This is a genomic window from Rhizobium sp. R635, from assembly GCF_002211285.1.
Lineage (GTDB): Bacteria > Pseudomonadota > Alphaproteobacteria > Rhizobiales > Rhizobiaceae > Rhizobium.
This window is the reverse complement of the sequence record NZ_LOKX01000034.1, coordinates 285,422-305,933: the sequence shown is the minus strand read 5'-3', so window position 1 is coordinate 305,933 and position 20,512 is coordinate 285,422. Positions and strand designations below refer to the sequence as shown.

The window sequence follows — 20,512 nt, the reverse complement described above, 5'->3', positions numbered from 1 at the left end:
TCAATCCTCCACCCCGACGCGTCCCCACCCTCTCTTTCAGGAAGACGATGACATGAAACTTTCGATCTGCACCGATGTGATGGGCGACCTTTCCTTCACCGACATGCTCGACAAATGCGTCAAATTCGGCGTCGAGGGCATCGAGATGACCGGCGGCGGCTGGTCGCGCGCACCGCATTTCCGCGCCGACGAACTCCTGGCCGACAAGGCGCTTCTGAGAACGAAGCTCAAGGAAATCGAGGCCCGCGGCCTCGAAATCGCGGCGCTGAACTGCTCGGCGAATCCTCTCGACCCGGGTGCCATGGGCAAGCGGCACCTGAAAGAGATGAAGGACACCATTCGTCTTGCCGGCGAGATCGGCATCAAAACCATCGTGACAATGTCCGGTCTTCCGGAAGCGGCGCCCGGCGATACGGTTCCGAACTGGCTCGTCTACACCAAGAGCTGGCCGGAGGAGATGCCGGAACGCGACCGCTATCAATGGGAGGACCGAGCCTTCCCGCTTTGGCATGATCTGGTGAAGCTCGCGAGAGAGGTCGGTGTCGAGAAATACGCGCTTGAAAACTTCTCCGCGATGCTGGTGTGGAACCCCGAGACGCTGTTCCGCCTGCGCAACGAAGTCGGGCCGACGGTGGGGATGAACCTCGATCCCTCGCATCTCATGTGGATGGGCGCCGATCCGATCGCTTCGGCACGTGCGCTCGGCGGTGCGATCCACCATTGCCACGGCAAGGACACCCGCATCGAGCGCGGCCTCGCTGATGTGAACGGCCTGCTGGAATTGAAGGAGGTCACGGACGTCGCCAACCGCAGCTGGAACTACGTCGCCGTCGGCGCCGGGCATGATCTGCAATGGTGGAAGGAGTTCTTCTCCGTGGTGCGCATGGCAGGCCATAACGGCTGGGTCAGCCTTGAGATGGAAGACTTCACCATGTCGACCGAGGCAGGGATCCAATCCTCGATCGACGCGCTCCAGGCGACCATCAGCCGGTGAATTTCGATCCGGGCCGCGTGAGCGGCCCGATCACGATCGCAATCGTGTTTAGACGGCATTTCGCGGCCTCAATGAAGACATCTTGTCTTGCTCGCGTCGTGCGCAATTTGCGCCGGCCGGTCGAGATCCGGGGCTAGAGATGCAGCCAATCTCAATCTTTCAGGCTGAAGGCGAGCACGTAATCGCCGGCATCCTTTGAATACGGCGCTCCGCCGACCGAAATGACGACATATTGCTTGCCTGTTTTCGGCGAGACGTAAGTCATCGGCGTCGCGCTCGAGCCGACGGGCAGGGGATATTTCCAGAGTTCGGCGCCGTTTTCGGCATCATAGGCGCGGATGTAATAGTCCTGGAACCCGGCGAAGAAGACGAGGCCGCCGGCGGTCGCGGACGTGCCGGCATAACTCGGCAGCCCCATCGGCATGGGCAGATGGGTCTTGATCTTGAACGGCCCGAGTTCCTCGGCCGTCCCTGCCGGAACCTGCCATGCGATCTTGCGGGTGTTCAGATCGACTGATGTGACGGTGCCGAACGGCGGTTGCGTGCAGGGGACGCGGAGCCTCGATGTCCACATCTCGGTGTTCATGCCGTAGGGCGTGCCCCGCTGCGGGGCGGAGGGACCGTGCGCCGTCGTCGTCAAGGCAAAATCGACATATTCACTGCGCGGAACGAGCGCGAAGATGCTGGGCACGCGGATATCGTTCAGGAAAACCCGGTTGTTGGGCAGGTCGACGGAGACGCTTCCCCAATTGAGGCCGCCGAGATTTCCCGGTTGCTGGATGGCGCTCTGCGTGCCGATCGGAGTGAAATCGCCGTCATAGCGGATCCTTCGAAAGGCGATGCGGCAGGCCAGTTGATCGAACATCGTCAGGCCCCAGGCCGTCTGCTCGGTCACGCGTTCCGCGCCGATCGTCGGCATGCCGACGGAGTAAGGCTGGGTCGGAGACAATTTCTCTTCCGGCGCGCCGCCTTGCTGCGGCACCGGCTTTTCCTGAACCTCGGCAAGCGGGGCGCCGGTCTGGCGGTTGAGCAGGAAAAGCTGCCCGCGTTTGGTGGTCTGTAGAAGCGCAGGCACGGTGCCGCCGTTGCCGTCGGGCAGGTCGATCAGTGCGGGTTGGGCCGGCAGGTCGTAATCCCAGATGTCGTGATGCACGGTCTGGAATTTCCATCTCTCCCGGCCCGTCGCCACGTCGAGCGCGACCAATGTCGCGTTATATTGATCGGCGAAGGCAGGACGATCGACGCCGTAATAATCCGGCGTGGTATTGCCGAGCGGCGCATAGATGAGGCCGAGCTTGTCGTCGAAGGCGGCTGTCGTCCACATGTTCGGCGTCGCCCGCGTATAGGTCTGGCCTTCCGGCGGAAGCTTGGTGGTCTCGGGATTGCCGAGATCCCACGCCCATTCGAGCTCACCGGTGACGACGTTGAAGGCGCGGATCACGCCCGATGGTTCGCCGATCTCCTGGTTGTCGGTGACCCAGCCGCCGATGACGATCAGGTTACGGGCGATCAGCGGCGCCGATGTCTGGAAGTAATAGCCCGTTTTAACCTCGCCCATGCCCTGGGAAAGCTGCACCGTGCCATTGTCTCCGAAGTCCTTGCAAAGCGCGCCGGTCCTGCTGTCGATCTCCAGGAGGCGGGCATCGATCGTCGTCTGCACCAGGCGCTCGTTGCAAAGGCCGTCGGCTGACTGGGCATCGGCCGGCATCTTGTAATAGCCGAGGCCGCGGCAACGCTGCCAATAGGGCGCCGACGCCTTGGGATCGAAGGTCCAGCGCGGCTTGCCGCTATCCGCATCGAGGGCTGCGATCACGTTGGTCGGCGTGCAGGTGTAGACCGTATCGCCGATCTGCAGCGGCGTGTTCTGATCGGCGCCGTCGCTCTTTCCGGTGCGATAGGTCCAGGCGAGATCCAGCTTGGAAACATTGGTACGGTTGATCTGGTCAAAGGGGGAATAACGGTCTCCCGCCGTGGTGCGGCCGTAGGATGTCCAGTCGGCCGGGGAGTTGTCGCCCTTGGCGGCGATGTAGGCGGGGATATCGGCCGGAGGGCGGATGATGCCGTGTGGGGTGAAAGCAAGGCTGAAGCCCCCGGCGAACAGGATCGCCGCGATGAAAGCGCCGCCATGGAAGAGCTTCCGATCGGCGGTCGGGCAAAGCGACGGCGCAAAGAAAAGCGCAAAGCCCGCCAGGGCCAGAGGCGACATCAGCCGCGCGAAGAGCGCCCAGAAATTGACGCCCGACTCCCACAGCGCCCATGGAACGGTGAAAACCGCGGCAAGCAGGACGATGAGGCCGCCCCATCCTCTCCGGTGCCAAAGCAGAAATGCGGCGATGAGATAGGCAAGGCCTGTGATTGCGTAATAGGGCGAGCCGCCGAGGCTGAGCAGCCAGGTGCCGGCTCCCGTCAGCCCCAGTCCGGTAAAGGCGAGAACGATACAGAAAAGCAAGGCCAGAAATTTCATAGGTCTCCTCATCCAATCTGATGCCCGATCGTCTCGATCTCATCCCGACCATCATCTTCGGGAGAGGCCACGCTCGTTCAATTTTTAACTGATGTACCTCTGGTCACTGACACGCGAGGCCGATGCGGCAATGGTGCGCCAGTCGCGCTGCGGTCGCAGCCTGCCATTCCAAATTGCGTCAATATTTCTGAAAGGGGCACAGATGTTTCTCGGGGAAAAGCTTGATCTAGCGAACGGGCGGCCGACAGGATTCGACTATATGCGACTACTGTTGGCCTTTTCAGTGCTTTGGATACATACGGCCCGGGTCACATATGGCGATGATCTGTTTCTCTGGGAGTCGCCCCTGCGACCGTTTCTGAAGTCCGTTCTGCCCATGTTCTTCGTCTTGAGCGGGTTTCTGGTGGCCGGCAGTCTCGAACGGTCGAAGACATTGATTTCCTTCCTGGGGAACCGGTTTATCCGGATCTATCCTGCACTTACGGTAGAGGTGTTGCTGGCCGCCTTTATACTCGGAGCGATCTATACAGAATATGACCTGCGTGACTACTTCACCGATCCGCAGTTCTTTACCTATCTGATGAACGTCACCGGGCACATTCACTTCAACCTTCCAGGCGTGTTCCTGGACAATCCCGATGCCGCGATGGTGAACGGGCAGCTCTGGACGGTGCCGTTCGAGCTCGAATGCTATATCGTGATCGCCGCGCTTTTCCTGCTCGGCGTGGTCAGGCGGCGCGTGATCGCTCTCGTCGTCACGGCGGCCTTGATCATAGGCTTTGCTCTTGCACGATACTGGAAGCACGGCAGCGACTGGGCGAACATGCCGACGACGGCATCGGGCAATCTGCTCATCTGTGCTTTCCTCGCAGGGGTGACCTTCTATCTCTACAGGGACAAGATTCTCTGGGACATCAGGATCTTCCTCGCCTCCGTGGCCTTCATACTCGGCGCTTATTGGTTCACTTCCTTTGGGGATTTCGTCGCCATTCCGGCAATGGCCTATGTCACGGTCTTCCTCGGCCTGACCTCGCCCGCCAAACTCGGCATCCTGCGCGGCGCCGATTATTCTTATGGGGTCTTCCTCTATGGCTACCCGATCCAGCAGGCCTTCGTGGCGCTCGGGCCGTGGGCGCATAATTGGTGGCTGAACGGTATCGTCTGCAGCATCATCGCCACCGGCTTCGCTGCCTTTTCGTGGAGATTCATCGAAAAGCCGGCATTGAAATTGCGCAAGCAGGTCACCTGGCTCGAAAATCTCCGTCTTCAATACGGCATGAGACGGGGATTGGCCGGCGCGGTCTCGAAATAGGCTTCTCCGCCCAGCCCGGCGTCGACGGGACGCCAAGGCCGACGGTTCATCGCGGTATGTCACCAACAAAGAGATCAGCGGAGCTCGCCATCGCGGCGGCTTTGTTTCGTTGCGCATGGGCGGTCGCCCGCGTGAGATCCTCTTCAGCAGGTAGATCTTTTCGGCCGAAATGCTGAGGAAAAGCCTTCTCCGGATGAATAGTGGAATATTCTGCGCCGCGGGTCGAACACCTTGTCCATCGGGCTTTAGCGATATTTTAACCGTAACCGATAAAATACTTCGATCGAACTTCGTTTCGACTTTGGGTTTTGTCGTGTCTTGAAGACCGGCGACGGCTCGAAGGAGGCGTGAAGAGAGGGGTATTGATGCTGAAGAGCGCGCTCATCGTGGTCGCCGTCTCCATCGCCGCCGGAGCGACCATTCGCGCCTGGGCCTTTGCGATTTTTGCTTTTCTGGTGGTCGCGGCCATGGGCGTCGTGATCCTGCTGAAGGGCTCTTCCCTACCGGACGCGATCGTTTCCTGCCTTCAGCTGCTCGTCCTGATGGAGATATGCTATCTGGCAGGCCTCTTCGCCTTTTCCCTATGGGGGCATATTCAAAAGCGCCGCAGCCGCAAAAGGAACGCCATCGCCGACCGCCCGCATGCGACCGGCAAGCCTCCTCATGGATGAGGCGGCCGACATATGCTGGAACGTCGGTCGTGCGTCCGAAAGGTTCTAGGAGTCCAGCCTGGGCAATAAGGCGTGCCGGGAAAGAAGGGCGGTGATTGTCTTTGCCATGATCACGAAATCCCAAACGAGCGTCCAGTTGGAGAGATACTCGATATCGAGGGAGATATTGTTCCGATGGCTGGTTTCGCCGAGGCCGGCGGTCTGCCAAAGGCCGGTCAGGCCGGGGCGAACGGACATATAGGCATAGGCATGTTCGCCGTAGCGCTGTAGTTCTTCCCTCGTGACGGCGCGTGGGCCGACGAGGCTCATCCGGCCAAACAACACATTGATCAATTGCGGAAGTTTATCGAGGCTCGATCGTCTCAGGATGTCGCCGACGACAGTCACATGCGGATTGGGCGTCGCATCGGCTCTGACCGTGCGGAACTCGAGGCAGTTGAACTCTCTTCCTTTATAACCAACCCGAATATGGCAATTGAAAACAGGCCCCCCCTCGCTTAGCGTGACGATGATTGCCACCGACAGGAGGAGCGGCGCCAGAAGGAACAAGAGACTTGCCGCGACGATGATATCCAAGGCGCGCTTCAGTATTCTGCTGATCCGGTGAGATCGTGACGAATTGGACGGACGCCTTTCCCCTCGGACCTTGGCAAAGTCCCGCCAAGGTTCGCTGCGGTCGATGCCCTGATTTTTTCCCGCCATCCGCGTCTCCGTTAGACAATCGCAGAAATCACAGCCAAAGCTTGTTTTAATGCAGGTTTCATGTCTGTGACCGTGGTCATATCAGAGGATGAATTCTTCGTGTTCTGAAGTATTCTATTGAGTACAATAAATATTGTTTCTGAGAAACTACAGATTTCCTGGCTGCGCTCCGGATGCATTTTATATTTTAACGTTACTTTCGATAATTGTTACATTTATTCTTCCGGATGCGCGCCTGTTTTTTCTTGTATAAAATTTCCGTGCAGCGAGAAATTTGTTCTCAATCTGGAAATATCATTGTTGTTTTAGCATATATAAATATGAGTGATCGTCATTTTTATGTATAGTTTTAACACGTAATTTTTATTTTATTATTATTTGACTTTATAATTTAACATATTACGAATGTCGTCGACCGCAATAAGCCAGGTAGTCTGCGTGGAGTTACGCGTATGGACGGGGTAATTAGCATCAAAGGCAATAGGACTAGAGGAGGCGCTGCGCGTATAGGCGAAGCGGTTACTTGCGGGTCTGGGCCTATTGATTACGTCGCCAAGGCCGATTTGGATCAGGAATTCCCATTTTTCCGGTCAAGTGTTCGAAAATTTCGCCGTGGCGACGTTATTGCCGGCGCCGGTGTCCTGATCGATATGTTCGCCCGCGTACAGCGTGGAATGATAAGTGCAAGCGCGCCGCTTCCCGATGGACGTGAGTTCATCGTCGAAATCATTCCGAAGGGCGGCTTGATCGGTGAGTTGGAAGTGCTGCGCAAGCAGTCGCTCAGCTTGGAATACAGGGCTTCGTCGGACTGCGAGCTGCATTTCTTCGATGGTCGGCTGCTGCGGGAATTGTGCGCGAAGGATCCGCAATTTCAGGTGAAGATCCTGTCGAAGGCGCTGGCGCGTGTTTCCGAACTCGAACTGCGTCTCATTTCCAACGCCGGGTCCAGCCTGCGGCAGAGATTGGCCCGGACGCTGCTGCGCCTTTCCGCCATATACGGAACGGATGCGCAAAATAGCGGCGACGAGCTCATCATTTCCCAAAACGATCTCGCCGCGACGCTGCCGGCGTCGCGTGAAAAGGTCAACCAGTGCCTGCGGCGCTTGCGCGAGAGCAAGGTGGTCGACGGGACGCAGGGCAAAATCCGCATTCTCAATCGGAAGGCGCTGGAAGCCTATGCCGAGGGCACGGCGTCGGCGGCCTGAGGCGCTGCCGCGATCCAGAAACGAATGGCTGAAAACATGAAACCTGGAGAGGCGGGTTGAGAAGCAAAGCCCGCGCTTGTCGCTTCCATGCATGTCAGACTTCGCTTTCGGAAGCATTCCTCCAGTATTGCCAGCCTTCGCCCTGGATGAGCCCATGATCGGACAGGTCCTTCCAGCTTCTGTAGGTGCCGGTGTCGTCGTAGACGAAGTGGTCCATCTCCTTTGCCGAGGAATAGACCGTATATTCTTCCGTATGCTGGGACCGGTGGGCGGCATCGGCGACCTTGTGAACGAAGGTCGACAGGAATTTGAAATGCAGGAGGGCGCCGGAGACGCCGAGCGCTCCGCGCATGTCGCCCAGATTGAGCGAGAGCGGCCAGACCTGGTGCGATGATTTGAGAAACAGGCGTTCGCCGCCCACATAAACCAGCGGTATCTTGTTGAGCGCGGGGCCATCCCAGAGCCTGTCCCGGAAATAGACGCGCCCGCGAACGCCGCCCTTGATCCATATCGTCCAGTTGCGTTTGTCGAAATGGGCGACATAGCCCGACTGGTCGAAGAGATTGCAGGCCTCGAGCGGGTTGCGGCCGGGCTCGCATATGTTTTCGAGAATCGGATGCGGGCTGTACATGTCGATCATGACGGAGCGGAGGGAATGGCCGCCCATGGAATCGATATAGGCGGTCAATTGGTCGATCGGCCGGGTGTCGCAATGGGGATAGACCAGAAATTCATCCGCATCGACATAGAGGACCCATTTCTCCCGGCAGTGCCGGTTGATGACTTGGTTGATCCAGTCGTTTCCGAACCTGGCCGCCTTGTAGGAGCCCTGGGCCGAAAGAAGGGAGACATCCTCGAAGCTGGAGAGCAGCTCGATCGTGCCATCGGTCGAGCCGTTGTCGATGCATATGAAGTGCTCGAAGCCGAGGTCGCGATAGTATTGCAGGAAGAATGCCAGCCGGTGTCCTTCATCGCGGATGACGCATATGACGACATGGCGCGCCTGCTCGAGCCCGCTGCGCAACAGGTCGTAGCGAAGCTGCCGGGCCTTCAGCGACCGGCGCAGGCGGGCCTTGACATAGTGGGAGATGCTGGCGACGGAAGCCCTGCAGCTCATGATCTGTCCCGAACATTCACGCCGGGAGGACGCATTCTCCCTTTTCATTCCGGGATGAAGGTCCGCTTTTGCGCTCGCATCCGCGCGGGAGGCGATGATCCCGCGCTCCGGCCGATGAGGCTCGCTGGCGCCGCCGGGAGATTCGCCCTCTGTAGGATCGATCCGCTTCATCATACGATGTAATCACCGACCAGCAGGGTCTGGACGCGTGGATTGGGCTGTTCCCTTTCGACCGCGTGCTTCATGCGCGCCCGCATCGACCGGTATTTGTACAGTATTTTACGGTCGAAGCTTATCCCCCGATAGAGCGCGTTATAGAGGGGATGCGCTTTGCGCAGGTCGACATAGACTTGGCTTTCCGTGTCGCTCCATGGAAAGAAGGTGCCATGCCATGGCTTCGGATGCGCCATGTAGTGAACGATCGACAAGGACGACATGTCTACCAGGTGAAGGAACTGCTTGGGGAAATTCCAGCGGTTCGAAATGAGGGTGAGCGAGGAACCGCAGACATAGTTCAATGCCCCCTGATCATGCTTGCCGTCGCAGGCCTTGGGATTTCTAGCGAAGAGCTCGAGCGCCTCCTGGCCGATCCAGCCATTGCGGTGGAACTTCAGAACGCCCGCGTTGAAGTAGTGGCTGTCCTTTCCGGTGGCGAGGAAATCATGGATGGCCGTGTAATCGCGCGCGGCGAAAAACCTGCCTTCGGGCACGACGGCGCTTTCGAACTCGCCAAGATCGCTGACGATCTGGGTGTCCCCGTCGAGGTAGATGATCTGGGTATAGCGGGCAGGCAGGACCTCGCACAGAACCAGCTTGGCCATCGTGCTGACGCTGATGCGCCCCTGGAAATGCGCGCTGTCGAGCTTGCCGAGCGATGCGTGCAGCGCTTCGGTCGCGTCGACGAGGTCGATACCGCTTGCCGAGAGCAGGCTCTTCAACTCTTCGAAATTATCGAGATGTTCCGACATGAGGACGCAGACATCGCTGGCGAGGCTTGCGAATTTGCGTGCCTGAAGCGCCGACAGAATGGTCGGAAACGAATATTCGACGTCCGTGACGTAGACGATGCACTGGTTGTTCATATCCTCACCCTTCCGATCGCCCGCAACAGGAATGAATTGCTGTTGCCTTCCAAGCCGGGGGAACAGTTGCTGATTGAGCCGACGGGCCTGTCATATGATGGCCCGGTGCGCTATATACTGCCGGGATGCAGCCTGCTCGCCGGGTCATCGGCGTGCGGCTGCCGGCGGTTTGTTTCATTGTCGAGATAGTCACCATGAAGAATGCCCTGCCTGCGATAAGGCCGTGTTTCGGCATCCTGCTCCCCGACACGACGACCTCTGCCGCATGTGCCGGGGTGCGGCGAGAAGAGGTATCGTGATGCTGATCACCACGCTCATCGCTGCCGTGATTTCGATAGCCGCCGGTGCTTCCATCCGCGCCTGGGCCTTCGCAATCTTTGCATTCCTTGTGGCAATCGGCGTCGGCGTCGTGGTTTTCGTGGACGGGGCCTCCGTGATTGCGGCAATTGGTTCCGCCATCGCTATCCTCGTGGTCATGGAAATTGGCTATCTCTCGGGCGTATTCGTCTCGGGGCTCGTGCGGCGCAACGCCAGACTGCGGCAAAACAATTCTGTCGCAGACAGCGTCTCCGCCGCCAGCGAGCGCCAGCAAGGCTGACGCCGTTGCGCCCGGCTGCCGATCGAGGACATGAGGCATATTCAGCGCTGGCGTCATCGGGCAGAACCCATCGGCGCTCTCATGAAAGATGCCGATGCCTCCAGGGGACGACGGTTCGGGACATAGGGTCCGGCCAGGCAGCCTGCGGCAAGTCCGGCGGAGGTGCTGAACAGCAAGCCGAGATCCGTGCCGCTGCCCGATATCGCCGCTGAGCCGATCTGTGCGATGGATGCCATTACGGCGGCATTTCCGATCGCGTGCGTTTCCCGGTCGCCGAACGTGTATCGGCCGGACGCCCTCACCAGGCTGTACACGAAGGCGACGAACAGAAGTGTGCCGGTCAATCCGACATTGGACAGCAATGCGGCAATGAAACTGGAGGCCCGGACCGTGCCGAGCCCGGCGCCGAACGTGGCGGTATCGACGAATGCGATCAAGGCCAGCGTGTTCCAGGCGGTGCGTTCTTCGCCCGATTGCGATTGGAGCTTGTCCGATACGGTCGTGGTCAGGAGGCCGGCGATGGAATCCCATGCATCGGGGATCAGGCTGAGGGCGATGACGGCGCAGGGAATGAAGAACAGCGTGATCGCCAGGAAGGTCATGTGCGGGGTCGTGGCAGGGCCGCCGATCAGCCGTTTCAGGCAGAACAGCAGGAACATGCAGACAATGAAGGCGCCTGCGACATAGGCTGTCGTCGACGTGCAGAGCACGATCGTCGGGCCGATGAGGAGGGTTGCAAGCCCCGCCAGACGGCCTTGAACGCGCTCCAGCCAGAGCATGAGCGTGAAGGCGAAATAGGCCAATGCGACGGCGCCATAGCTGCTCGCTTCGGGAAAGGGGCCGACGATACGCTTGAAGCCGTGGATCGTCTCGGCCGTATGCATCGTATAATTCGCATTTCTGATGATATCGAGCAGATGAGGCTGGCCGATCTGGAACGTTGCGAGGTCGATAATCGCGAAGGCAAAACATACGATCGACGCGACGATCAGCTGCCGCGCGATGAAACGGGCATAGCCGAGCCGGGCGAACCCGGCGACGACGGCAAAGCAGGCGAGGTCGCCGAGCAGATAAACGGATTGACTGAGATTGGAAGAGCCCGGAGCCAATGGGGCTGCCACCGTCGACATCATGCCCGTGGCGTCTCTCGCGGAGGAATAGACAAGGGTCGCGCCTGCGAAAATACGCGGCAGGAAGAAGGACGACACCACGGAGAACAGGATGTAGCAGGCAAACCAGAAGCCTGGCCCGGGATAGGCGATGCTGGCGAGCATCGCCTGCGTCTGAACCGGCCGCAGCAGGGCCGTCATGACGAGAAAGAGCACCAGAAGATGGCTCGGCTGGATGCTGCTGCCGCCGAGCGCGGGCAGTTGCAGAGCCGCTGCGGCTCCGAACAGCGTCGACAGGCAAAGTGCGGTGATGGCAAAACGCGCGCCATTGAGCATGCTGAGCACGCCGAGCAGCAGAACGATGAAGCCGATCGGTTCTATCGACATGCTTCAGATCCCGATCCGGAGGGAGAGCGGCTCAAGCTGTGCCATGGCCGAAATCCGGCATCCATCTTTCGGCATGATGCGCGAGGCGTCGATGATCACGGCAGCCTCCTAGTTCGATCCCGTCTGGGATACCCAGCCGGGAGCCGACCGATTGTCCCCGGCCACATCGGACGACGGGACTGCCGAGCTCTGTTTTTGCGGCCCGTTCTGCAACTGCGGCTCGGAAGCCGTTGCCTGAAGGGCGGTGTCCAAGCCGACTTCGACGAGGTCATGCGGCAGCAAGGCGGTTTGTTCGTCGGCCGCGATGTTGCGATAGGTCCCGTCGTCGTTGCGACGCACGATCCTGTAATTCTTCTGCGCTCTGCCGACACCCGGCGTCTCCGCATGGATTTGGGCGAGTTGGGCGTCGTAGCCTGCCTGTTCGCCCAGAAGCTGGGCCACCTGGATATCGATCGCCGCTCTGCCGATTGCGAGGTTGACCTGGTTCAGAAGCTCCTGGTTCTCGCTGTTCTGCCGGTTGACGATATTGATCTTGGAGCGGTCGGCTTCGCTGAGCCCCTGGCGAGCCGTGGTGAGGGCAACTTCGAGATCGATCAGGGTGCCTTGAGCATCCGCTACCCAGCGGTCGACCGAAACCTGGCGGGAGTTGCTGACAAGGCCCTTGCTCACCAGGCTGTTGACGTTGTTCAGTTCCTTCTGGGCCAGGTCGATCTGCCGTTTTTGCGAACTGATCTTGGCCTCGAGCGATTCAACCTGCTGCCCATAGAGACTGGCGAGATCGCTGGCCGCTTCGATCTGGCTGTCGATATCGACGCGCCGCAGCCGCATCAGGTTCAATTCCTGCGCCTTCAGCTTGTCGATATCGGGGATTCCGGCGAGTTCCGCCGGGATCTCGAAACTCTGCTCGCCGGCGATCTCGGCGCGCAGGCGCGCCTGGCGCATCAGGAGGTCGCGCCGGTTGAGGACGGCGGTTCGATAGGCGCCGGCGGCCTGGATCCGGTCGCGCTCGAAGTAGGTGTTGTCCTCGCGCTCCCTGAGGAAGCCTCCGGCGATGCTGATGGCCTTCATGACGGTCATGCTGGATTCGAAGGGATAACGGCCGGGATTCTGGACGGTGCCGCTGACGAAGATCGGCGCGTGTTCGGAAATTTCGACGGCGATATAGGGTTTGCCCGGCAGGTTCGCCTTCTCGGCCAGGGCTCCGGCGATGGCGTCGGCGAGTTCTTCGGTCGTCTTTCCGTGCGCTGGAACGTTGCCGGCGATCGGAATCGACAGATTGCCGGCATCATCGATGGTGTAGACGCCGTCGAGTGCTTCCCAGCTGGCATAGCGGGAATCCGACGAACGCCATTCGACGACGCGCAGCCTCACCTTGTCTTCCGGCACGAGCGACAACGTCTGTGCATGGGCGACGCTCCAGCCGGTCAGGCAGGAGAATGCCAGCAAGGCAAGCACGGCGGAGATGAAGCGATCGGGCAGGGATGTGCGTGACATGGGTCTATCTCCGTTTCGTTGCGATCGACGGCGAAGGCATCTCGCGTGGCGACGGATGGCCGAATTCGAGAATGCGGGACGGAGAGGCGCGGCCGACAAGAAGATCGGACAAGGCCAGCACGTTGCCGGCCAAACGTCCCCACCGGTCGATCAGGCGGTCCTTGAACAAGACGCCTGACATGTTCGCAAGGATGTTGCGGCCGATCTGGGCAAGCGCACGGCCTTTCGACATCGTGCCTTTGCGGATCAGGTAGACCGGGTTGGCGACCTGCGAATAGCCGAGCCTTCGGCCGGGCTGGCGGCCGGATTTGACGCCGAGATGCACGCCGCGGGCGCCTTCGACGCGCACGGACCTGCCGTAGCGGGCGATGGAGCGGCTGAAATCGACATCCTCGAGCCAGCCATAGAGCGGCAGCCGTTCATCGAAGGTCAACGCATGCTCCAGAACGGGCGAAAGGCGAACCGCCATGTTGCATCCATAGGCGTTGTAGACATCCGTCACCCGCTCGGCCGCTTCGCCGGCCGTTTCGATGGCCCGCAGCGCTTCCGGCATGCCGAGGCCTCCGTCGAGGATGCCGTCGGCGAGGACCTCGCCGGTGGCGATCGCCACGTCGGGCCTCGCCGCAAAGACGGCCGCCATCCGGGGCAGGAAGGTCGCGGCGGGAATGAAGTCGTCGTCCAGGAAGATCAGAACGTCGATATCGGCGGCTGCGGCTCCGATGATGCCGTTGCGCTGGGCGGTCAGGCCGCGGCTGCCGACGATGACTTCCACATCTTGCCGGTCGGCGAGCCCGGCGGCATCGTCGATCGTGGGCACGCAGACGATGAGCCGCTCCGCCTGATCCGGCAGGCTCGTGAGATAATCGACCGTGTCGCGCAGTACCGCAGCGCGGCCTGCCGAGGCGATCCCCACGGCCATTCGCAGCGAACGGCTTCTATTTCCTCGCATGGCCTCAGCGCTGCAAGGCACAGGCGGTCCGCTGTGCTGCCTGGTTGCTCCTGCTAAGGGGGCGTTCATGACAATATTCTCTTCGGTGCATGGTTGATGATCGCGCCGAGGATCTCCGCGCCGACATTGCGCAGGGTGTCGATGACGCGCACGGTGTCGTCGATCGAGGTGCGCCCATGCGAGGTGACGACGAGGACGCCATCCAGCTCCGGCGCGATCGCATTGGCGTCCGGAGAAGCGGAGAAGGCGGAAATATCGACGAATATGGCGTCGAACTCTTTTTTCAGGTCGGCGAAGCTCAGTTGCGTGCGGCGGGAACTCAGGCGGACGGCCGGCGTCACCGTTTTCACTTTGCCGAGCGGAAGGAATTTCAGGGTCGGGGTGAGGGGGAGTGCGGCCGCCTGGATCAGTTCGCCATTGTCGAGGACGTCGACGAGACCCTTGGAGCTCTCAGGTGCGATCGACTTGCTGAGCGAGGATTTATCCGCCGCCGCATCGATCAGCAGCGTCTGTGCGCCCGATAGGGACGAGAGCGCCGCAAGTTCGCAGGCAATGGTCGAAGCCCCACTGCCGGGATCGACGGCGACTATGCCGATGACGACGCGGCGTTTTCGCCGAAGACCGACGACGGTTGCGCTCAATTCCGCCATGCCGGGAATGACAGGATAGTCAGCCGCCGTGTCGGTGGCGAGGAAACGCGTGGGATGCCCGTTCCGGCTCTTCTGCGATCTCGCCAGCAAGGTGACGAAGGACAGCCCGCCGGCGTCGGCGATCTGGTGAGGGCGGACGATCCGGCGGTCGCTGGCGTGCCTGATCATGGCAAGCGCCAGGCCGGCGCCGAGGCCGACTGCTCCAGCAAAGGTCATGATGAGCGTGCTGCGCGGCCGCGCCTTCGAAAGAGGCAGCGTGGCTCGCGAGACGATCGTGGCGTCGGATACGGGATAGGTGATGCGCTGCTTGGCTTCGGTCAGCTGGGTCAGCGTGCTTTCATAGAGGGTGCGGCGGGCATCGGTCGCGCTCTGCAGCTCGGCAAGCTTGAACTGATCGCGCGGATTGCTGTTGAAGGTGTTCAAGGCGCTGGAGGCGTCGGCCAGTCCCTGCTGCTGCTCCCGCAGGAATTTCTCCAGCCAGTTGCTGTATTGGCGGGAGGCATCGGCCTTCATCGAGATATTCTTCTGGATATATTGCCCGGCGAGCGTATCGGCGATGGCGACGGCTTTCTGAGGACTCGATGCTGCCGCCGATATCTCGATGACCGTCGAACTTCCGATCCGGCGTATGTCGATCATGCTCAGCAGCGTGGCGACCGTCATGTCGTGGAGGCGTTCCTCCTCGGTCTGCGGTCTGGGCTGCGTTTCGTCCGTCGCTTCTTGCGCGGAAAATCCCAGCAGCCAGTCCTTCGCCTTGTCCAGCAGCGAGGGTTTCCAATCGATGAAATCGGGATCGCCATCGAGATCGAGCGCCCTTACCGTCCCGGCGACGACATCGGTGGAACTGGCGATCTCAAGCTGTCCTTCGATGAATGCGTCTTCCGCGATGGCTCTTTGGGCTTCGGTGCCGCTCACCTGCGGAAAGATCACGAGCTGCGTGCTGGCGACGAAAGTCGGCTTGGCCATCAGCAGGTAGGTTCCGGCGATGATCAGGAAGGTGATGGTCGTCGCCACGACCCACGGCCAGCGCATCCTCAGGAAGAAGAGCATGTCGCGCAGCGTCAGTGGCGAATTTCCGCCAGTGGCTGCGGCAGCAGACAGGGAGATCGGGGAAACACCGCTGAAGATCGTGCTCGAGGTCATGTCGTCCTAGTCCAAAAATGGCGAGATTACGGAGATACGAGGTGCTGGCAGCTTGGAGGGGACGAGGGGAGCAGCGCTTTCGATTTCACGCATGATCGGCGCTCCCCTGAATGCTCAGTACGAGCCGCGCTGCGAAAACAGAGCGGGAATGGTCTTGGCGATGATGACGAAGTCCCGGACGAGCGACCAGTTGTTGACATAGTGGACGTCGAGGGAGACCCGGTGCTCGTAGCTGACGTCGTTGCGCCCGCTGGTCTGCCAGTGGCCGGTCAGGCCCGGGCGGACGGCCATGTAGGCCCACACATGCTCGCCATAGCGGGGCAATTCCTCGGCGGTGACCGGCCGCGGCCCGACGAGGCTCATCTCGCCGCGCACGATGTTGATCAACTGGGGAAGCTCGTCGATGCTCGATCGCCGGAGGATATCGCCGACGGCGGTAATTCTCGGGTCGTCCTTCAGCTTGCGTGTCGTTTCCCATTCGCTGCGCGCGGCCGGATTGTTTTGCAGCAATTCGGCAAGCTGAGCGCTTGCATCGGTCTTCATCGTGCGAAACTTGAGGCATCCGAAGGGTGCTCCGCCGACGCCTATGCGCGTATGCGAATAGAAGACGGGGCCGCGGTCGCTCAGTTTCACGACGATTGCGACGAGCAACAGAAGCGGGGCAAGCAGAATCAAGGCCGTCACCGCAAGGAAAAGATCTATGGCGCGCTTCGAAGATCTGCCTGCCGCACGAGGCCGGGACGCATGGAGGCCGCCGTCTTCCGCGGACTGCCCGACACGCGACCATGCCTCGAAACTATGTGCTTCCCAGGCCATCGGCCGCCTCCAAAACATCGGTTAAGAACCGTCGAAACTTTGCTGCGCCGCACTCTGGTTGTCTGTTACCAAGGTCATAATCCTTAATTATTTCTTTATGCTACTAACGGGCCAAGAGAAATTCACTGTTCCGATATAAGCCTTCTTTTCATTGAAAATGGTGATCTAACCTACTCACTGGTGATTAAGCTGTGTCTCTGATTTAGATTTCTGCTTAATTTTAAATCAGCAAGTCTTTTTAGTGAGCATGTCTATTTGGGATTATGATCACTTTTCGACTTGTAAAGGTATTTTGATCTGGCCTCGTGATGTATTTGCATTTTTGTCACTAAATGTAGACTTGACCTTTTTGTTATTTCTCGGTGATGTTATTTGACTTCGATATTAACAAAATATAAATGATGCAGTGCAGCATTACCTATGGTTATCCGAGTACTGGGAGTTTTGCGCATGGACGGGGCGACGCATCTATCCGATCGTAGGGTCGGCATCGGCAGGGGAGCGATTTCGGCCGCTGGGGGCATTCATCGCAACAGCCGCATCTTCCTCGACGACGAATTTCTTTCCTGCCGCTCGAGCGTGCGGCGTTTTCGCCGCGGCGAAGTCATCGCCGGGTCCGGCGTTCTCGTCGATACTTTCGCGCGCGTGCATTCCGGGTTGGTCAGCGCGAGCACGATGCTTCCCGACGGCCGGGAATTCATCGTCGAGATCATTCCGAAGGCGGGCCTGATCGGCGAGCTCGAGGTGCTGCGCAGGCAGACCCTGACCCTCGAATATCGGGCCGGCTCCAATTGCGAGCTGCACTTCTTCGAGGGGCGGCTGCTGCGCGACATGTATGCCAGCGACCCCTGCTTCCGTGAAAAGGTCTTTTCCAGGGCGCTGGCGCGGATTTCGGAGCTCGAACTGCGGATCATCGCGAATGCGGCGTCGACGCTGCAGGCGAGGCTCGCCAGCACGCTGCTGCGGCTCGCCGCAGTCTATGGGAAAGATGCGGCAAACAGCGGAGACGAATTGATCATCTCGCAAAACGACCTGGCCGCGACCCTGCCGGCCTCCCGCGAGAAGGTCAACCAATGCCTGCGGCGCCTACGGGAAAGCAAGATCATCGACGGAGGGCAGGGCAAGATCCGCATTCTCAACCGCAGAGCGCTGGAAGCTTGCGCCAATGGCGCGATGTCGGTGAAGTGATGCGCCCATCGCTTCCCGAGGCGCCGCAATTCACCACCAATGTCCGCCGCTTTCCTCGTCCCGTCAGGACGAGGATCGACCGCGTGGTCGTCATCGACGACTACTCGACGGCCAGAGGCGGTGCGACGGCGCTGGCGGTGCTGTCGGCGAAGCTGTTTCGCGGCCTTAATATTCCTGTGACCTATATTTGCGGCGATGACGCGGCCAATGCAGAGCTTGAAGAGCTCGGGGTCTCGATGGTGGGACTGAACAGCCGCGACCTGCTCAGCGCCGAACGCGCGAAGGCTTTCGTGACGGGCATTCACAACAATGCAGCCGTGCGCATGGTCGCCGATTGGATCGCCGCAAAGGATACTGCGAATACCGTCTATCATGTCCATGGCTGGCATCAGATCCTGTCGCCCGCGCTGTTCAAGGCGCTGACGCCGGTCGCCGGACGATGCGTCGTTCACGCGCATGATTTCTTCACAGCCTGCCCGAACGGCGCCTTCTTCGATTACCAGTCTCAGCAGACCTGCGTTCGCCGCCCATTGGGCGCGGGCTGCATTGCGACGGCCTGCGACAAGCGGAGCTATTCGCATAAATTGTGGCGGGCCGCCCGCGGCGCAAACATCCTCCGGCGGCTGAGGGATCAGGTCGATTTCGGCCGGATCATCCTGCTGCACGAGAAGATGGCCGGCTTTCTCGTCGGCGCCGGCTATCGGCCCGAACGGCTGACGACGATCCGCAATCCGGTCGCGCCCTTGTCGATCAAGCGCATCGAGGCGGAGGAGAACGACGAGTTCGTCTTCATCGGTCGGCTGGACGAGGAGAAGGGCATCGAGGATGCCGTGGCCGCCACACGCCGGGCCGGCGTCCGGCTCTGCGTGATCGGGGACGGGCCGCTGATGCCGCTGGTGGCGGCTGCGGGAGATCATGTCAGGGCTCTCGGCTGGCAGTCGCATGCCGAGATCGGCCCGACGATCCGCAAGGCGCGCGCGTTGCTGATGCCGTCGCGCTATCCCGAACCCTTTGGCCTCGTCGCGATCGAAGCGGCCAGGAGCGGTCTACCCGTCATCATGTCGCGCAGCGCTTTTCTCGCCGAGGAAATGGAAAGGGCCGGCATGGCGCTTGCCTGCGATACGGCTGACGAAAGCGCCTTTGCCGATAGTTTGACGAGATTCAGCCGGATGCCGAAGCATGAGGTCCGCGCCATGAGCGAACGGGCTTTCCAGATGTCGCCGGATCTCGCCTCGACACACGAAGAATGGCGCGACGCGCTTCTTGCCGAATATCACAGCCTGCTTTCGACGAATGCGGTTTTCGAACCGGCAGACGGTGCGGCGATACAAGGAGTATTCAGTTGACCCTCAACGCAACAACCTCCCTTCCCGATGCGAGGGCGTTTCTCGCCGATGCGCCCGTCATGGCGAAACGGCGTGTCACGGAGGCCGGAAGCGCCAGCGATACCAAGCAGCTTCGCGTGGCCATCGTGCATTACTGGCTCGTCTCCATGCGCGGCGGCGAGAAGGTTCTGGAAGAGCTGTGCCGCATGTTTCCGCATGCCGATATCTTCACCCTCGTCTGCAACCGGGATCGCATCAGCGATTTCCTGAAGACGCGCAACATCCGCACGTCCTTCCTGCAGAAGATTCCCGGCGCGCAACGGCATTACACCAAGATGCTGCCGCTGATGCCCTTCGCGCTCGAGCAGTTCGATCTGCAGGACTACGATCTGGTGCTGTCGAGCGAATCCGGGCCGGCCAAAGGCATCATCACGCGCGCCGACGCGCTGCATGTCTGCTACTGCCATTCGCCGATGCGCTACATCTGGGACCAGTTCCATGTCTATCGCCATGGCCTGCCCTGGATCGGCCGCGCCCTGATGTCGCTCACCGCGCCCATGCTGCGCGCCTGGGATGTGACGACGGCCTCGCGGGTGGATACGTTCGTCGCCAATTCCGATTATGTCGCCAGCCGTATCCGCCGCTTCTACGACCGGGATTCCGTCGTCATCCATCCGCCCGTTGCGACCGACGATTTTGCGGTGGGCAAGGGGAAAGGCGAATTCTATCTCTATGCCGGGCAGCTGACGACCTACAAACGGCCTGACATCGCCGTGCGCGCCTGCACCGAGGCCGGCCGGAAGCTGGTCGTGATCGGCGAGGGAGAACAACTGCCCTATCTGAAATCAATCGCCGGGCCGACCGTCGAGTTTCTCGGCCATCAGCCCTTCAACGTGCTGCGCGATCACCTGTCGCGATGCCGCGCCCTGTTGTTTCCGGGCACCGAGGATTTCGGCATTCTGCCGGTGGAAGCCATGGCATCGGGGCGTCCGGTGCTGGCCTTCGACGCCGGCGGCGCCAGGGAAACCGTTTCCTCGCCGAAGGTCGGCTTCCGTTTTGCCGAACAGACGACGGAAGCCCTGCTGGAGACGATGGCGGCGTTCGAAGAGGTCGAGGACGATATCGATCCGCACGCGATCCGCGCGCACGCGCTGAAATTCTCCTCCGCCGTGTTCCGCGATCGCCTGAGCAATCTCATCGAGCAACGGCTTTCCAACCATGGCGACCGATCCGCCGAGGCCTTCGGGAGACGGACGGGCTGAGAGCCGCGACCGCAACCGTCTCAATCCGCCGACGAGGAATATAG

The 20,512-nt window shown here is 60.4% G+C and carries 17 protein-coding genes; 8 read left to right on the top strand and 9 right to left on the bottom strand.

Annotated elements, in window-relative coordinates:
• Positions 1-52 precede the first annotated feature (52 nt).
• A complete protein-coding gene (locus tag ATY78_RS24440; protein WP_088684871.1) occupies positions 53-994 on the top strand; it encodes a sugar phosphate isomerase/epimerase in 942 nt (313 codons plus the stop codon).
• A 151-nt stretch (positions 995-1,145) separates the two neighbouring features.
• Here ATY78_RS24440 and ATY78_RS24435 read toward each other — a convergent pair whose 3' ends face one another.
• Positions 1,146-3,458 (bottom strand): membrane-bound PQQ-dependent dehydrogenase, glucose/quinate/shikimate family, encoded by a 2,313-nt coding sequence (locus ATY78_RS24435; protein WP_088684870.1) that lies wholly within the window; start codon positions 3,456-3,458, stop codon positions 1,146-1,148.
• Positions 3,459-3,660: 202 nt separating this feature from the next.
• Here ATY78_RS24435 and ATY78_RS24430 point away from each other — a divergent pair, with 202 nt between their 5' ends.
• A complete protein-coding gene (locus ATY78_RS24430) occupies positions 3,661-4,770 on the top strand; it encodes an acyltransferase (RefSeq protein WP_088684869.1) in 1,110 nt (369 codons plus the stop codon).
• 365 nt (positions 4,771-5,135) lie between these two features.
• Entirely contained in the window at positions 5,136-5,441 is a 306-nt protein-coding gene (locus ATY78_RS24425) for a hypothetical protein (protein WP_088684868.1), read from the top strand.
• Positions 5,442-5,486: 45 nt separating this feature from the next.
• Here the strand turns inward: ATY78_RS24425 and ATY78_RS24420 are convergent, their stop codons facing one another.
• The gene (locus tag ATY78_RS24420; protein ID WP_088684867.1) at positions 5,487-6,143 is read right to left on the bottom strand and encodes a sugar transferase; all 657 of its coding nucleotides are present in this window, start codon (positions 6,141-6,143) and stop codon (positions 5,487-5,489) included.
• A 452-nt stretch (positions 6,144-6,595) separates the two neighbouring features.
• Between ATY78_RS24420 and ATY78_RS24415 the strand changes: the two genes are divergently transcribed.
• Complete coding sequence (locus ATY78_RS24415; protein ID WP_088684866.1) at positions 6,596-7,348, top strand: Crp/Fnr family transcriptional regulator; 753 nt, start codon at positions 6,596-6,598, stop codon at positions 7,346-7,348.
• 94 nt (positions 7,349-7,442) lie between these two features.
• Here ATY78_RS24415 and ATY78_RS24410 read toward each other — a convergent pair whose 3' ends face one another.
• Together ATY78_RS24410 and ATY78_RS24405 are read right to left on the bottom strand one after the other, a co-directional pair.
• On the bottom strand, positions 7,443-8,465 hold the full coding sequence (locus ATY78_RS24410) for a glycosyltransferase family 2 protein (RefSeq protein ID WP_088684900.1): 1,023 nt from the start codon (positions 8,463-8,465) through the stop codon (positions 7,443-7,445).
• 170 nt (positions 8,466-8,635) lie between these two features.
• A complete protein-coding gene (locus ATY78_RS24405) occupies positions 8,636-9,547 on the bottom strand; it encodes a glycosyltransferase (RefSeq protein WP_088684865.1) in 912 nt (303 codons plus the stop codon).
• 298 nt (positions 9,548-9,845) lie between these two features.
• On the opposite strand from ATY78_RS24405, the gene ATY78_RS24395 reads away from it, so the two are divergent.
• The gene (locus tag ATY78_RS24395) at positions 9,846-10,145 is read left to right on the top strand and encodes a hypothetical protein (RefSeq protein WP_088684864.1); all 300 of its coding nucleotides are present in this window, start codon (positions 9,846-9,848) and stop codon (positions 10,143-10,145) included.
• Between the two features lie 53 nt (positions 10,146-10,198).
• On the opposite strand, the gene ATY78_RS24390 is transcribed toward ATY78_RS24395, so the two are convergent.
• The 5 genes from ATY78_RS24390 to ATY78_RS24370 all read right to left on the bottom strand — a co-directional run bounded on the left by ATY78_RS24390 (position 10,199) and on the right by ATY78_RS24370 (position 16,693).
• A complete protein-coding gene (locus ATY78_RS24390; RefSeq protein WP_088684863.1) occupies positions 10,199-11,641 on the bottom strand; it encodes a hypothetical protein in 1,443 nt (480 codons plus the stop codon).
• Positions 11,642-11,749: 108 nt separating this feature from the next.
• Entirely contained in the window at positions 11,750-13,135 is a 1,386-nt protein-coding gene (locus ATY78_RS24385) for a polysaccharide biosynthesis/export family protein (RefSeq protein WP_088684862.1), read from the bottom strand.
• 4 nt (positions 13,136-13,139) lie between these two features.
• Positions 13,140-14,153 carry a glycosyltransferase gene (locus tag ATY78_RS24380; protein ID WP_088684861.1) on the bottom strand — a complete coding sequence of 338 codons (1,014 nt, stop codon included), beginning with the start codon at positions 14,151-14,153 and terminating at the stop codon, positions 13,140-13,142.
• On the bottom strand, positions 14,150-15,877 hold the full coding sequence (locus tag ATY78_RS24375) for a Wzz/FepE/Etk N-terminal domain-containing protein (RefSeq protein ID WP_088684860.1): 1,728 nt from the start codon (positions 15,875-15,877) through the stop codon (positions 14,150-14,152). The genes ATY78_RS24380 and ATY78_RS24375 overlap by 4 nt, the downstream gene beginning before the upstream one ends.
• Before the next feature lie 114 nt (positions 15,878-15,991).
• The gene (locus ATY78_RS24370; RefSeq protein WP_088684859.1) at positions 15,992-16,693 is read right to left on the bottom strand and encodes a sugar transferase; all 702 of its coding nucleotides are present in this window, start codon (positions 16,691-16,693) and stop codon (positions 15,992-15,994) included.
• Between the two features lie 450 nt (positions 16,694-17,143).
• Between ATY78_RS24370 and ATY78_RS24365 the strand changes: the two genes are divergently transcribed.
• From ATY78_RS24365 to ATY78_RS24355, 3 genes are read left to right on the top strand one after another with little or no spacing between them, the layout of a single operon-like run.
• Positions 17,144-17,881, top strand: a complete 738-nt coding sequence (locus tag ATY78_RS24365; protein ID WP_088684858.1) for a Crp/Fnr family transcriptional regulator — start codon at positions 17,144-17,146, stop codon at positions 17,879-17,881.
• Positions 17,881-19,227 (top strand): glycosyltransferase family 4 protein, encoded by a 1,347-nt coding sequence (locus ATY78_RS24360; protein WP_088684857.1) that lies wholly within the window; start codon positions 17,881-17,883, stop codon positions 19,225-19,227. Before ATY78_RS24365 ends, ATY78_RS24360 begins: the two co-directional genes overlap by 1 nt.
• Entirely contained in the window at positions 19,224-20,468 is a 1,245-nt protein-coding gene (locus ATY78_RS24355) for a glycosyltransferase family 4 protein (RefSeq protein ID WP_088684856.1), read from the top strand. The genes ATY78_RS24360 and ATY78_RS24355 overlap by 4 nt, the downstream gene beginning before the upstream one ends.
• The last annotated feature ends 44 nt before the right edge of the window (positions 20,469-20,512 follow it).

What these genes read in the sequence shown, in the direction of transcription:
- ATY78_RS24365 (WP_088684858.1), top strand. Translation starts at nt 17,144, where the DNA reads ATGGACGGGGCGACGCATCTATCCGATCGTAGGGTCGGCATCGGCAGG.
- ATY78_RS24405 (WP_088684865.1), bottom strand. Translation starts at nt 9,547, where the DNA reads ATGAACAACCAGTGCATCGTCTACGTCACGGACGTCGAATATTCGTTT.
- ATY78_RS24390 (WP_088684863.1), bottom strand. Translation starts at nt 11,641, where the DNA reads ATGTCGATAGAACCGATCGGCTTCATCGTTCTGCTGCTCGGCGTGCTC.
- ATY78_RS24415 (WP_088684866.1), top strand. Translation starts at nt 6,596, where the DNA reads ATGGACGGGGTAATTAGCATCAAAGGCAATAGGACTAGAGGAGGCGCT.
- ATY78_RS24420 (WP_088684867.1), bottom strand. Translation starts at nt 6,143, where the DNA reads ATGGCGGGAAAAAATCAGGGCATCGACCGCAGCGAACCTTGGCGGGAC.
- ATY78_RS24440 (WP_088684871.1), top strand. Translation starts at nt 53, where the DNA reads ATGAAACTTTCGATCTGCACCGATGTGATGGGCGACCTTTCCTTCACC.
- ATY78_RS24370 (WP_088684859.1), bottom strand. Translation starts at nt 16,693, where the DNA reads ATGGCCTGGGAAGCACATAGTTTCGAGGCATGGTCGCGTGTCGGGCAG.
- ATY78_RS24360 (WP_088684857.1), top strand. Translation starts at nt 17,881, where the DNA reads ATGCGCCCATCGCTTCCCGAGGCGCCGCAATTCACCACCAATGTCCGC.
- ATY78_RS24425 (WP_088684868.1), top strand. Translation starts at nt 5,136, where the DNA reads ATGCTGAAGAGCGCGCTCATCGTGGTCGCCGTCTCCATCGCCGCCGGA.
- ATY78_RS24430 (WP_088684869.1), top strand. Translation starts at nt 3,661, where the DNA reads ATGTTTCTCGGGGAAAAGCTTGATCTAGCGAACGGGCGGCCGACAGGA.
- ATY78_RS24375 (WP_088684860.1), bottom strand. Translation starts at nt 15,877, where the DNA reads ATGACCTCGAGCACGATCTTCAGCGGTGTTTCCCCGATCTCCCTGTCT.
- ATY78_RS24435 (WP_088684870.1), bottom strand. Translation starts at nt 3,458, where the DNA reads ATGAAATTTCTGGCCTTGCTTTTCTGTATCGTTCTCGCCTTTACCGGA.
- ATY78_RS24410 (WP_088684900.1), bottom strand. Translation starts at nt 8,465, where the DNA reads ATGAGCTGCAGGGCTTCCGTCGCCAGCATCTCCCACTATGTCAAGGCC.
- ATY78_RS24385 (WP_088684862.1), bottom strand. Translation starts at nt 13,135, where the DNA reads ATGTCACGCACATCCCTGCCCGATCGCTTCATCTCCGCCGTGCTTGCC.
- ATY78_RS24380 (WP_088684861.1), bottom strand. Translation starts at nt 14,153, where the DNA reads ATGAACGCCCCCTTAGCAGGAGCAACCAGGCAGCACAGCGGACCGCCT.
- ATY78_RS24395 (WP_088684864.1), top strand. Translation starts at nt 9,846, where the DNA reads ATGCTGATCACCACGCTCATCGCTGCCGTGATTTCGATAGCCGCCGGT.